Genomic DNA, 12972 nt, shown 5'->3' with positions numbered 1-12972 from the left:
TCCGTCCCCCTTCCCGGGCGGGCAGAGTCACCGGCATGAGACTTCTTGTGCTGGGCGGTACGGAGTTCGTGGGGCGGGCGGTCGTGGAGGAGGCCCGAGGGCGCGGCTGGGACGTGACCGTCTTCCACCGGGGCCGCCACGCGGCGCCCGCCGGGGTGCGGGCGCTGCACGGCGACCGCACCGCGCCCGGCGGGCTCGCCGCCCTCTCCGGCGGCGCGTGGGACGCCGTCGTCGACACCTGGTCGGCGGCGCCCCGCGCGGTGCGGGAGGCGGCACGGCTGCTGCGCGAGCGCGCGGGGCGGTACGCGTACGTCTCCAGCTGCTCGGTGTACGACTGGGCGCCGCCCGCCGGGTACACCGAGGACGCGCCGCTGGTCGGGGGCGCGTCGCCGGACGCGGAGCAGACCGACTACGCGCGCGACAAGCGGGGCGGTGAGCTGGCCGCGCTCGACGCCTTCGGCGCGGACCGGACGCTGCTGGTGCGGGCCGGGCTGATCCTCGGGCCGTACGAGAACGTGGGCCGGCTGCCCTGGTGGCTGACCCGGACGGCCCGTGGCGGGCGGGTACTGGCACCCGGCCCCCGCGATCTGCCCCTCCAGTACGTCGACGCCCGCGACCTCGCCGCGTGGACCTTGGACGGTGTCGAGCGGGGCCTGAGCGGGCCGTACAACCTGATGTCGCCGCAAGGGCACGCCACCATGGGCACGCTGCTGGAGGCCTGTGCCGCGGTCACCGGCGGCGGGGCCGAGCTGCGCTGGACCGACCCGGAGGTGATCCTGGCGGCCGGGATCGAGCCGTGGACCCAGCTGCCGGTGTGGGTGCCGCCGGGCAGCGACATGCACGACGCACTGCACGGCGCGGACGTCTCCCGCGCGGTCGCGGCGGGACTGCGCTGCCGCCCGGTGGAGCGCACCGTCGCCGACACCTGGGACTGGCTGCGCTCCCTGGGCGGCGTGGCCCCGCAGCGCCCCGACCGGCCGCTGAAGGGCGTCGCCCCGGAGACGGAGGCGAAGGTGCTCGCCGCGGCGGACGCACGTCAACTCCCGTAGCCGGGAAGCAATTTCCGGGACGTTTGAACACCCGTGGGACCGGTTCCGTATGGAGGGGAGCCGCTTCACTCCTGTCGGGCGCCTCGGTGCTGCCCCGCAAGGAAGTCAGAGGAGTTCCATGGGACGCAACACACGAAAACGCCGTACGCCGCTGGCCACCAAGGCCATTGCCGCATCGGCGGCCCTAGCGCTCGGTGGGGGCGGGCTGATCTGGGCGAACTTCTACGCCTCGGCGCACGAGGAGAACCGCTGGCCGGACCGGACGAAGGCGGCGACGGCGCAGATCGCCACCATCGACTGCCCGGACGTCGGCCAGCGGCTCACCGACGTGCCGGACCGGGCGCGGGGCGAGGTGGACGGCGAACTGGCCACGCTCGACCAGCAGATCACCGACGCCTACCAGCGGCTGGCGACCACCCGCGAGGCGCAGGCCCGCGACGCGCGCTTCGTGCAGAACGCGATCCTGCAGCCGCTCAAGGACCGCCGCAAGGTGATCATCGACCGCATCCAGCTGGAGATCAACCGGGCGGGCGGCAGCGCCGCCGAGGAGCTGGACGGCCTGGCGGGCTGCACCGGCACCCCCGCCGAGCAGCCGCAGACCACGGACGGCCAGCCTGGCGACGGCCAGCAGGACGGCGGTCAGAACGACGGCCAGGACGGCGGCGGCCAGCAGGACGGCGGGAACCAGAACCAGGACCAGAACGGCGACGGCCAGGACGGCGGTCAGGGCGACGGCCAGGACGACGGCCAGGACGGCGGCCAGCAGGGCGGCAACGGCGGTCAGGCCGGCAACGGCCCGGTCGCGGCGGACTTCCAGGACATCACCACCGTCCAGCCCGGCTCCCGCAACCTGCCCAACGGGCTCGCCGCGAACGGCCGCACCGGTTCGCGCGGCGTCTTCATCACCAAGTGCGGCACCAACGGCAACGACAACCACAACACGGACAACGTGATCGTCGCGCCCGGTGTCACCAACGGCGCCCACCACCTGCACGACTACGTCGGCAACCAGAACAACGACGCCTTCGCCAGCGACGACGAACTGGCCCGCGCCGACACCACCTGCCAGAACCAGGGCGACCGGTCGTCGTACTTCTGGCCGGTGCTGCGCCTCCAGGACGGTTCGCAGGACTTCGACCAGAACAACGCGGGCGGCGGCACGGAGGGCAACGTCGGGCGGATCCTGGAGCCCAAGGTGGCCCAGCTGAAGTTCGTCGGCAACAAGCGCGGCCCGGTCGTCGCGATGCCGAGGGCGCTGCGCATCATCACCGGCGACGCCAAGGCCTTCGTCAACGGCCTGGCCAACGCCAACACCTCGTGGAGCTGCACGGGCTTCGAGAACCGGCAGCTGACGGACAAGTACCCGCTGTGCCCGGACGGCAGCGACGTGGTGCGCACGTCCAACTTCCAGAGCTGCTGGGACGGCCAGAACATCGACAGCGCCAACCACCGCACCCACGTGGCGTTCGTCCGGCCCGACGGCTCCTGCCCGAACGGCTTCAAGGCGATCCCGCAGCTCCAGGTCCGGCTCGTCTACGAGGTGCCGCGGCCGGTCATCGAGAACGGTGTCGTCCAGAACCCGTTCGCGGTGGACACCTTCCCGGAGCAGCTGCACAAGCCGATCACCGACCACAACGACTTCATCAACTTCTTCTCCCAGCGGCTGATGAACAAGATGGTCAACTGCATCAACACCGGCCGTAAGTGCCAGTAGGCGCGACCAGGACGGCGAAGGCCGGCGGTGAGGGTCGTCCCCTCCCCGCCGGCCTTCGGGCTGTACGGCGGCGCGGCGGCTCAGTGGTGACCGCCCGCCCCCGCACCCTGCCCCGCCTCCGCACCCTGCCCCGCCCCCGCCCCGTGGTCCTGCCCCTCCTCCAGGGTCCCGCCCAGCCTGCCGCGCAGCGCCGTCACCACCTTCGGCTCCCCCACGGCCACCCACTTGCGGCCGACCAGGTAGTGACCGCCGTAGTCCTTCGCCCCGTTGATCCACTCGCGCTGGCCGCGGTCGGTGGCGAAGGTGGCGAGGACGAACCGGCCGTCCCCGTTGCGGCAGATCGCCTGGCGGATCTCGTCGGCGTCCGTCTGGATGTCCGGCTCGCAGCGCACCTCGGCGGCCAGCTGCTCCAGACTGCCCTCGGCGGTCTCCGGCACCCGGGCCGCCGCCTCCTCACCGCCGGAACCACACCCCGCGAGCGCCAGCGCCAGCGCGGCCACGGCGAGCAACGGTCGGGTCAGCCTCATGGGTTCCTCCGGTCGGGCGTCGTACGGCACTGTCTCCGAAGTCGATACGGCCGCCGGCCCCCCGGTGCTCAAATCAGCTGCGCCGCACATCCGTCCGTGCGAGGCTGACCAGGTGAACCAGGACTGGGAAGACCGCGTGGCCGCCACGTGGGCCGCCTTCGACGACTACGCGCAGGACCGGGCCGCCGACTTCCGCGCGCTGATCGACGCCCTCGTCGCCGAACTCCCCGAGGGCAGCCCGGACGCGCCGTTCGAGCAGGCGTGCGCCTGGGACTCCACGGGCCGCTCCGACCGGGCGGTGCCGCTCTACCGCGAGGCCCTGGCCCGCGGACTCACCGGCTACAAGGCGCGCCGCGCGAAGATCCAGCTGGCCAGCTCACTGCGGAACACCGGACACCCGGAGAGGGTGTCGAGCTGTTGACGCCGGAACTGGACGCCCCGTCCGACGAGCTGGACGACGCCGTACGCGCCACCCTCGCCCTGTGTCTGTCGAGCCTCGGCCGCGACCGCGAGGGCCTGTCCCTCGCCCTCGGCGCGCTCGCCGCCCATCTCCCCCGCTACCAGCGCTCGATGGCGAACTACGCCCGCGCGCTGACCGAGCCGGGCGGCTGAGTCCCCCCGAGTTCCCCGAACGGCTGTGACCATCGGCCGTCGCGCTCGTTCTCCCGGACGTGCAGTCACAGGATGTCGCCCAGCGTCAGAGCTCCGCAGCCCCCGGTCCGGTGGTCGACGTCGAACGCGCCGAGGCCGCGCTCGTCGAGCACTATCCGCGGCTGGTCCGTCTCGCCTACCTGGTGCTCCCTCCGGGCCTGGGCCGCAACCGACGGGTCCTGACCGCGCACGCGCTCACCCAGCGGGCCCTGCCGCGGGGCCGCGCCCGCGCCTCGGTCGTCCCGGCCCAGGCCACGGGCCGCGAGAGCGACCCCGGGTACGCGGTCGTCCGCCTCCAGGTGCTGCGTACGGCGCTGGAGGCCGGGCAGCCACTGCGCCGCCGGAAGTGGCCGAAGCGCTCCCAGCTGCCGCCACTGCTGCCGCAGGTGTGGGGCCTGCGGCTGTTCCCGCGCTCGGGCGGCGCCGACGAACTCGCCCTGGACCAGCGGCTGTCGGCGCTGTCGGCCCCCGCCCGCGCCGCCTATGTGCTGCGCGGCCTGGAGCGGCTGGCCGACGCCGACGTCCGTACGGTGCTCGGCGCCGCCGGTGTCGAGGACCCGGCGGCCGCGCTCGCCGAGGCCGACACCGTCCCCGCGCGGTACGCGCTGCTGGACTCCCCCGAGTTCGACCCCTGTTCGCTCCAGGCCCGCCCCACCGACCTGATGCGCCGCCGCCAGCACCTGAAGGCCGCGCTGGCCGCGACCGCGGCGGTCGCCGTGTGCGGGGCGCTGCTCGGGCTGCCCGGCGACGGCTGGGGCCCGGACGGCGCCGCCGCCCCGGTGTACGCGCACAACGCGTCGGCGCGGGCGGCGCTCGACCCGGCGAAGCTGACCAGGGTGCCGGCCGCGGCCTGGCAGTCGGCGACCCGCGCCGACTTCTCCGTGTGGCCCGCGCGCGGCGACCTCACCGGCGACACCGCGCTGCTGCGCCGCGCCCTCGCCGTCTGGGCGCGCCCCGGTGAGAACGTCCGGGTGTCGGTGACCCCGGGCACCGCGTTCGGCGGCCCGCCCGGCCCGCCGCAGCTGCTGTACGCCGGGTCCGTGGACCGGGCGCGGGTGGTGATCCTCTACGACGGTCTGCGCATCGCCCGCTACGCCGAGCCGCAGGACAGCACGGCGGGCGCCGCCCTGGACTTCGCCCGCGCGGACGGCGCGGGCCGGGCCGAGGCGAGCGCGGTGGTGCTGCACCGCACCGGCCCCAACGTCCGCTATCTGATGGCTCCTTGGGTGAAGAAGGCGGCGGAGCGGGATCTGCTGAAGCCCGGCGCCGGGGCGATGGAGCTGACCTTGACCGACGGGGTCACCTCGCCGCTGGCCAGCCCGGCGACCCGGTCCGGTGCCTGTTCCTCCTGGAACGTGCTGCAGGTGTCGGACGGCTCCGGCACCCGGCTGATGTCCGACCTGGGCGAGCTGGTGCCGGCCCGGCTGACCAGCGGCCGGCCGGGCTCCGCGCGGGACGCGGCCGGCGCGCGGGCGCTGCGCACCTGGGCGCCGTTCGCCTGCTCGCTGGCGCACGCGCGGGGACAGGGCGTGCGGTCGGTGAACGCCTGGGCGTACGCGCGGCAGCCGCTGCCGGACGGCAGTGGCTCGGCGGCGTGGGTGTGCACCCGCGCGGAGACCTGGCGGGGCGGCGGCGAGCGGGTGCTGGCCCAGTTCCAGACGCCGGGCGGGACGTACGGCGCGGTGGTCGCGAAGGCGGACGGCGGCCCGGCGTGCGGGGCGAAGGACCCGCATGTGCTCGCCGGGGTGCTGTGGAAGTCGTCCGGCGGCGCCTGGTACCTGCTCGCGGCGGGCAGCCGGGACACCGTGTCGGTCGGCGCGACGGGCGGGGTGACCGGGAGCGCGCGGGGCAATCTGCTGGCCGTACGGACGAAGCAGGGCGCCCACGCGGAGCTGAAGGGGACGCTGGCCAGCGGGCGTTCGATCGGCGGGCTGCGCTAGCCGCCCGCTTGTCGGCATCGGCGTGGACAAGGTCGCGCAAGGGGTTCACCCCAGACCTACTCGCCAGTACATTGACGCGATGCCTAACAAGCAGGTCCGGGTGCCCCGGCCCGTCCCGCGCTACCTCAGCCGTGGCTACCACCCCTCGCGGGAGGTTTCCACCGAGCAGGCCGTCGCGTATCTGGCCGCCTCACCCGCCGCCGTCGCCGTCGAGAACAGGAGCGTTGACGGTTCCGGCGGACCGCAGCGCGCTGGCGGCGATCCGGGAGGCGCTGCCCGCCACCGCCTACTCCTGCGAGCAGGGCTTCTGCGGGACCTGCCAGCAGCGGGTGCTGGAGGGCGAGGTGGACCACCGGGACGAGCTGCTGACGGACGGGGAGCGCGACGACTGGAAGCTGATCTGTGTGTCGCGGGCGCGCGGCGAGCGCCTGGTGCTGGACATGTGAACACCGCCCGCCGACCGGGACCGTTCGCGGCCGGATTCGATCGGTAAGGTGTTCGTATGACTACCGGGGTGCGGCGCAGGATGGGAGTCGAGGAGCGGCGGCAGCAGTTGATCGGCGTCGCCCTCGAACTGTTCAGCCGCCGTTCCCCGGACGAGGTGTCCATCGACGAGATAGCGTCGGCGGCGGGCATCTCCCGTCCGCTGGTCTACCACTACTTCCCCGGCAAACTCAGCCTGTACGAGGCCGCGTTGAAGCGGGCGGCACAGGATCTGGCGGGCCGGTTCGTGGAGCCCGCCGAGGGGCCGCTCGGCGCGCGCCTTGAGCGGGTGATGGGCCGGTTCTTCGACTTCGTCGACGAGCACGGCCCCGGCTTCTCGGCGCTGATGCGCGGCGGCCCGGCGGTCGGCTCCTCGACCACCAACGCGCTGATCGACTCGGTGCGCCAGGCCGCCTACGAGCAGATCGTCCGGCATCTGCGCGTCGCGGAACCGCCCGCGCGGCTGGAGCTGGTGGTGCGCTCCTGGATCTCGCTCGCCGAGTCGACCGCGCTGATCTGGCTGGAGGGGCGGCGCGTGCCCCGCGAGGAGCTGCAGACGCAGCTCGTGCACGGCCTGGCCGCGCTGCTGGCGGTGAGCGCGGCCCACGACGAGGAGATGGCCGCCCTGGTCCGCCGCGTCCTGCGGGACGAACCGGCCGACGGCCCGTTCAGCGCCCTGGTGGCCCGGCTGATCCCGCCGGTGGCCTAGGAGCCGGGCGCCCTAGACGGCCTCGGTCTCGAACTTGCGGTAGGAGGGGTCCAGGTCCCGGATCTCCGCCGAGGCGTGCAGGGCGAGGCCCGTGCCCGGCTTGAGGTACTGCCGCAGCTGTTCCAGGACGGCCTCGGTGAGCCTGGCCTTGGTCTCCTCGCTGCGGCCCGCCAGCAGTCCGATGGTGATGTGCACGACGGCGTGCCCCTCGGTGTCGGGTCCGACCGTGGTGTCCTCGGTGCGGCGGAACTGGGTCTTGCAGGCCGGGGGCCTGGCCGCCGCGATCTCCACCACGCAGGTGTGCAGCGCCCGGGCGAACCCCGGCCGGTCGAAGTCGTCCGCCAGCTGCTCGGAGTAGTCGACGGTGATCTGCGGCATGGGTGCTCCTGTTCTACGGCGGACAGGAGCACCCTAACCCGCGGTAAGGATCAGCCGGCCCGGGTGAACACCGCCACCGTGCGGGCCGGGACGGTGAACGTGCCCGACTCGCGCGCGAAGTCCGACGTCTTCACCACGGCGTCCGACCCGGCGGCCTGCACCGGGTGCAGCCGGTACGGCTCACCGGCCGCCGCGGCGATCCGCTGTTCCTGCCGCTCGGGCGTCGCGTTGAAGACCACGACCAGGTGACCGAGGCGCATGGTGATCACGCCGGGTGTCTCGTCGGTGCCGGAGAGCGGGAAGGAGAGCGCGGACTGCACCTGGCCGGCCGTGTCGAGGGAGAACGCCTTCTCCGTCGTACGGATCCTCAGCAGGTCGCGGTAGGCGGCCGAGGTGCCCTCGATCTGCGGGCAGCCGACGCCGATCGTCGTCAGCAGCGGCTTGGCGTACGGCCACTTGGCCTGGTTGTCGGCGGCCGGCGGCAGTCCGCGGCCGAAGCCGTTGCCGTCGGCGCAGTTCCAGTGGATGGCGTTGAACCAGTCGCCGCTGTCGTAGGAGTTGCGGTCCAGCGACTTCGAGCGCAGCAGGTCGGTGCCCGCCTGGGAGAGGGCCGGGCCCTGCGAGAGGGTGGCCGTCGCCATGGCGAGGAGCTGCATGCGCGCGCGGTCGGCGGCGCTCGTCGACGCGGGCAGCTTGAAGGCGAGGGCGTCGAAGAGGGTCTCGTTGTCGTGCGCGTCGGCGTAGGCGAGGGCGTCGCCGGGGGCCGCCGCGTAGCCGGCGGGGGCGCCGTTGTAGTCGACCTCGGAGCCCTTGACCTCCTTGCCGCTGGTGTCGGTGAAGGTGTAGTCGGCGAGGTTGCCGGACAGCCCGACCTTGATCAGGTCCTGGTAGTGCAGCAGCCGGGCCTTCTGCTCGGCCGGGGTGCCGTTCTCCGCGTTCGGGTTGGGCTCGGTGTACAGGCCGGAGGCGAAGCCCTGGACGCCGGGGTCGGCGTCGAAGGGGCCGCCGCCGCGCACCGCGTCGCGGGCCCGGTCGGAGAAGGTGGCGATGCCGGTGCCGGCCATGTTCTTCTGGGTGGCCTGCTCGAAGCGGGCGTCGTCGGCGATCTCGCCGAAGTTCCAGCCCTCGCCGTACAGGATGATCTTCTTGCCGTCGACGCCGTCCTTCTCGACGGTGAGCGCGTCGAGGGCCTTGCGGACGGCGAGGATGTTGGCCTTGGGGTGGTGGCCCATGAGGTCGAAGCGGAAGCCGTCGACCTTGTACTCCCTGGCCCAGGTGACCACCGAGTCCACGACCAGCTTGCCCATCATGGCGTTCTCGGTGGCCGTGTTGGCGCAGCAGGTGCTGGTGGCGACCGAGCCGTCGGCGAGGAGCCGCTGGTAGTAGCCGGGGACGATGCGGTCCAGGACGCTGGTGTCCGCCTGGCCGCTCGCGGCGGTGTGGTTGTAGACGACGTCCATGACGACGCGCAGGCCGTCCTCGTTGAGCGCCTTCACCATCTTGCGGAACTCGACCGTGCGGGCGGTGCCGTCGGGGTCGGTGGCGTAGGAGCCCTCGGGGACCGTGTAGTGGTACGGGTCGTAGCCCCAGTTGTAGGCGTCCTTGGCGGCCGCCTTCGCCACGCACTCCTGCTGCTTGTCGGAGTCGGCCGGGTAGGAGGCCAGGTCGCAGTCGACGGTGGCCTGGCCGGCCTTGTCCTCCGGGATGGTGGCGATGTCGAAGGCGGGCAGCAGGTGGACGTACGAGGTGCCCGCCTCGGCGAGCTTCCTCAGGTGCCGGCTGCCGTCGCTGTCCTTGTCGGTGAAGGCCAGGTAGGTGCCCCGGTGCTTGGCCGTCCTGTCCTCGACGGAGAAGTCGCGGATGTGCAGCTCCTGGATCTGGGCGTCCTTGAGCGGTACGGCCTTCGGCTTCCGGTAGCTGTCCCAGCCGCTCGGTGCGAGGGACCTGTCGGCGAGGTCGACGACGAGGCTCCGCTTGGAGTCGGTGGTGAGGGCGACCGCGTACGGGTCGGTGACCTTGTTGGTGACGACCTGGCGGACGCTGGGCGCCCAGACCTTCACCACGTACCGGTAGGGCTTGCCCTTCCAGGACTTCGGGCCGGTGACGGACCAGACGCCGGTGGCGGCGTCGCGCCGCATCGGCTTGACTGACCCGTCCAGCTCCAGGGACACGCTCTGGGCAGTGGGGGCCCAGACCGCGAGGGTGGGACGGCCCTTGTGGAAGGTGGGGCCGAGGTCCGCCGTGGTCGCGTCGTAGAGATCGTCGAGGACGCCGGCGATCTGCACGCCGGTCGCCGTGAGCACCGCTCCGTTGGCGGCCTGCTGGGTGACGACGAGCTGGCCGCGCAGGGCCTCGCGGACCCGGTCGCGGTCGCGGGGGTCGACGGACCAGGCGGTGTAGTCCCTCAGGTGCGGGAACTTCACTTTCTGGGCGTCGGTGAGCGACGACTTGTGCAGGCGCAGCCACCGCTCGTCGGTGCTGGTCAGGACCCCGTTCTCGGCCTTGATGGAGCCGGTGCGGGAGTAGCGCAGCTGGGTGGAGGCGGCGGCGTCGGAGCCGTTGTAGGCGACGGTGTCCCGGTCGATCCAGACCGCCTTGGAGGTGGTCAGGTCGACGGCGGCCGCGGAGCCCGCGGGCTGCGGCAGCAGGGGCTTGTCCTGGCCGCTCACCAGCCACACCTCGTGGCCGCTCGCCTTGAGGTCGAGCGACTGGTCGGTGGGCAGGTCCTTCTCGTCGCCCTTGTGGATGATGTAGCTGAGGCTGGTGGCACCCTCGGTGAGCGGCACCTCGAAGACCGCGCCATAGGCATCAGTCTTCACCGGCTTCAGAGGGTTCGACCACTCGGTGGGGTGCGCGGCGCCGGTCCAGACGTGCAGGCCCCAGCCGTCGTAGTCGCCGTCGGCGCGGTGGTAGTGCAGGACGGCCTTGGTCTTGTCGGGGGCCGGGTAGTCGGCCGTGGGCCGCTCGGTGCGGACGGTCTCCTTGCCCTGCTCGATCCAGACCTCGCCGGTCTTGGTGACGTCGATCGTGCGGTCGGCGGAGACGTCCTTGTTGCCCTGCTTGTCGATGACCAGGAAGCCCACGTTGGAGGCGCCCGGCTTCAGCTTGACGTAGGCGAAGGCGCCGTAGGCGTCCCGGCCGGTGAAGGGGTGGCTGTTAGGCCATTCGGTGGCCTCGCCGTCGGCGAGGTCGCCCCAGGCGTACAGGCCCCAGTCGGCGTAGTTCCCGTCCTCGCGCTTGTAGTGGACGATCGCGTAGTCGCGGGAGGAGGCGGTGGGGATCTCCTCGGCGGGCGGGGTGCCGGTGGTGGAGGCGGCGGTGGCGCTCGCGGTGCGGCCCGCGCGGTCGATCACCACGGCCTTGTAGCGCAGGGCGGTGCCGGGCGGCACATCCTTGCCGACGGTGTGGGTGACCTTGTACGGGGCGTGGTCGGCGGAGCCGAGCGTCTGCCACTTTCCGTTGCCGGTCTGGGCGGCGAAGACCACCCGGTTGAGCTGTCCGCCCTCGACATCGGCCGTGACCTCGACGGTGCCGGTGGCACCGGGGGCCGGGGCCTTCAGGGTGAGGGTGGGCTCGGTGGCGGGGGCGGGGAGCGTGCCGGCGGCGCGGTAGACGACGGCGGATCCGGCGGGGACGGTGACGGTGACCTGGCGGTCGGCGCCGGACTTCACCGTCTCGTCCGTGCCGTAGAGGCCGCGGAACGTCATGTCCGGGGAGCCGGTCGCGAAGGTCGCCGTCTTCGCCCGGTCCGCGTTGTTGAAGGCGACGACGTACTCGGTGCCGGTCCTGGCGTCGGTGCGGGAGACCGCGTAGACGCCGGGGCCGTCTGCGGCGTAACGCTCGGTCTGGACGCCGTCGGCGAGGGCCGGGTGGGCCTTGCGGAGCTTGGCGAGAGCACTGATCTGCCGGTAGAGCGGTGCTCTCGGGTCGTAGGCGTCCTCGGCGTGGGTGCGGTCGGTGCCGAGCTGGTCGTCGTCCAGGTAGTCGGCGACCTTGGAGGCGAACATCGTCTGGCGGGCGTCCTTGTCGCCGCCCGCGCCGGTGAAGCCCTGCTCGTCGCCGTAGTAGATCACCGGGTTGCCCCGGTTGAGGAACATCAGCTCGTTGGCGAGCCGGGCCTTCCTCAGCAGTTCGGCGTCGCTCGCGTCCGGGTCGTCCTGCTCGAGGAAGGTCCCGATGCGGCCCATGTCGTGGTTGCCGAGGAAGGTGACCTGCTCGTAGGCGTTGGCCCGGCCGGTCGTGTACTTGTAGTCGTCACCGAAGACGGCGGCGAGCTTCTTGGCGCTCGCGCCTTGGGAGGCGTAGCCGCGCGCCGCGTCCTGGAAGGGGAAGTCGAGGGTGGAGTCGAGGCGGCCCTGGGTGACGTAGGGGGCGGTGACGTTCGTGTCGGCGGAGTAGACCTCGCCGAACATGAAGAAGTCGTCGCGGCCCTTCTTCGCCGCGTAGGCGTCGAGGGCGGTGGCCCACTGGGTCCAGAACTCCATGTTGACGTGCTTCACGGTGTCGATCCGGAAGCCGTCGATGTCGAAGTCGCGCACCCAGCGCTGGTAGATCTTCTCCATGCCCTCGACGACCTCGGGACGCTCGGTCCACAGGTCGTCGAGGCCGACGAAGTCGCCGTAGGTGGCGGACTCGCCGGCCCAGGTGGAGTCGCCGCGGTTGTGGTACATCGCCGGGTCGTTGAGCCAGGCCGGGACCTTCACGTTCCGCTTGTCCGGGGCGACGACCGGCGTGTACGGGAAGGAGCCGGAGTCCACGGCCGGGAAGTCCCGCTTCCCGTCCGCGTAGTCGGCGTCGTCGAAGGGCTCGCCGTCCTTCGTCAGATACGGGAAGGCGCCCTTGGAGAGGTAGTCGTAGGACTTCTCCTCGTAGTCGACGACGTCGGCGGTGTGGTTGGTGATGACGTCGAAGAAGACCTTCATGCCCTTGGCATGGGCCTTGTCGATCAGGGTCTCCAGGTCCTCGTTGGTCCCGAAGTGCGGGTCGACCTGGGTGAAGTCGGTGATCCAGTAGCCGTGGTAGCCGGCGGAGGCGTTCGCGCCCTCGCCCTGCACCGGCCGGTTCTTGAAGATGGGGGCGAGCCAGATGGCGGTGGTGCCGAGGCCCTTGATGTAGTCGAGCTTCTTCGTCAGGCCCTTGAGGTCGCCGCCCTGGTAGAAGCCCTTGTCGGCCGGGTCGTAGCCGGTGGTCAGCCGGGATCCGGTCAGGCCGCCCTTGTCGTTGGCCCGGTCACCGTTGGCGAAGCGGTCCGGCAGGACGAAGTAGAACTGCTCGCGGGTCAGGTCGTGCCGGGCGGGCACCTTGGCCAGGGCCGCGTCCGAGGGCGGGGGCGGCGGGGTGGCGGCCTGGGCGGCGAGGGGCTGCACGAGGGCGGCGGCGAGCGCGGCGACGGTGACGGCCGCGACCCGTCTGCCTCGTGCGGTGCGGCGCGTGGCGGGCGCCGGCCTGCTGGATATCAAGGTGTGCACTCCTTGCGATGACGGCTCATGGGATCCGACCCCGGGCGCGACGGTAGCGGCGC

General features: G+C 72.5%; 7 protein-coding genes and 3 pseudogenes. 7 read left to right on the top strand and 3 right to left on the bottom strand.

The features are described from left to right. Positions 1-35 precede the first annotated feature (35 nt). Together AB0K92_RS07440 and AB0K92_RS07435 are read left to right on the top strand one after the other, a co-directional pair. On the top strand, positions 36-1049 hold the full coding sequence (locus tag AB0K92_RS07440; RefSeq protein WP_365920299.1) for an NAD-dependent epimerase/dehydratase family protein: 1014 nt from the start codon (positions 36-38) through the stop codon (positions 1047-1049). Between the two features lie 118 nt (positions 1050-1167). Further along, positions 1168-2763, top strand: a complete 1596-nt coding sequence (locus AB0K92_RS07435; RefSeq protein ID WP_365920297.1) for a DUF1996 domain-containing protein — start codon at positions 1168-1170, stop codon at positions 2761-2763. 80 nt (positions 2764-2843) lie between these two features. Here AB0K92_RS07435 and AB0K92_RS07430 read toward each other — a convergent pair whose 3' ends face one another. Next, positions 2844-3290, bottom strand: coding sequence for a hypothetical protein (locus AB0K92_RS07430; RefSeq protein ID WP_365920295.1), 447 nt, complete (start codon positions 3288-3290; stop codon positions 2844-2846). A gap of 112 nt (positions 3291-3402) precedes the next feature. Between AB0K92_RS07430 and AB0K92_RS07425 the strand changes: the two are divergent. From AB0K92_RS07425 to AB0K92_RS07405, 5 genes and pseudogenes are all read left to right on the top strand, one after another. After that, positions 3403-3902: pseudogene (locus tag AB0K92_RS07425) on the top strand (tetratricopeptide repeat protein). A gap of 59 nt (positions 3903-3961) precedes the next feature. Beyond that, positions 3962-5881, top strand: a complete 1920-nt coding sequence (locus AB0K92_RS07420) for a hypothetical protein (protein ID WP_365920293.1) — start codon at positions 3962-3964, stop codon at positions 5879-5881. Positions 5882-5981: 100 nt separating this feature from the next. After that, positions 5982-6095: pseudogene (locus AB0K92_RS07415) on the top strand (metal-dependent hydrolase); the annotation flags it as partial. After that, positions 6094-6327 (top strand): annotated as a pseudogene (locus AB0K92_RS07410) (2Fe-2S iron-sulfur cluster binding domain-containing protein); the annotation flags it as partial. The pseudogenes AB0K92_RS07415 and AB0K92_RS07410, both read left to right, overlap by 2 nt. A gap of 56 nt (positions 6328-6383) precedes the next feature. Then, positions 6384-7073, top strand: coding sequence for a TetR/AcrR family transcriptional regulator (locus AB0K92_RS07405; RefSeq protein ID WP_365920291.1), 690 nt, complete (start codon positions 6384-6386; stop codon positions 7071-7073). Positions 7074-7085: 12 nt separating this feature from the next. On the opposite strand, the gene AB0K92_RS07400 is transcribed toward AB0K92_RS07405, so the two are convergent. Together AB0K92_RS07400 and pulA are read right to left on the bottom strand one after the other, a co-directional pair. Beyond that, a complete protein-coding gene (locus tag AB0K92_RS07400) occupies positions 7086-7451 on the bottom strand; it encodes a 5-carboxymethyl-2-hydroxymuconate Delta-isomerase (protein WP_365920289.1) in 366 nt (121 codons plus the stop codon). A gap of 50 nt (positions 7452-7501) precedes the next feature. After that, entirely contained in the window at positions 7502-12910 is a 5409-nt protein-coding gene (gene pulA / locus AB0K92_RS07395; protein WP_365920286.1) for a pullulanase-type alpha-1,6-glucosidase, read from the bottom strand. Positions 12911-12972: the final 62 nt, after the last annotated feature.

This window comes from Streptomyces sp. NPDC052687, from assembly GCF_040678395.1.
Classification (GTDB): Bacteria; Actinomycetota; Actinomycetes; order Streptomycetales; family Streptomycetaceae; genus Streptomyces.
This window is presented reverse-complemented; position numbering and strand designations above follow the sequence as displayed.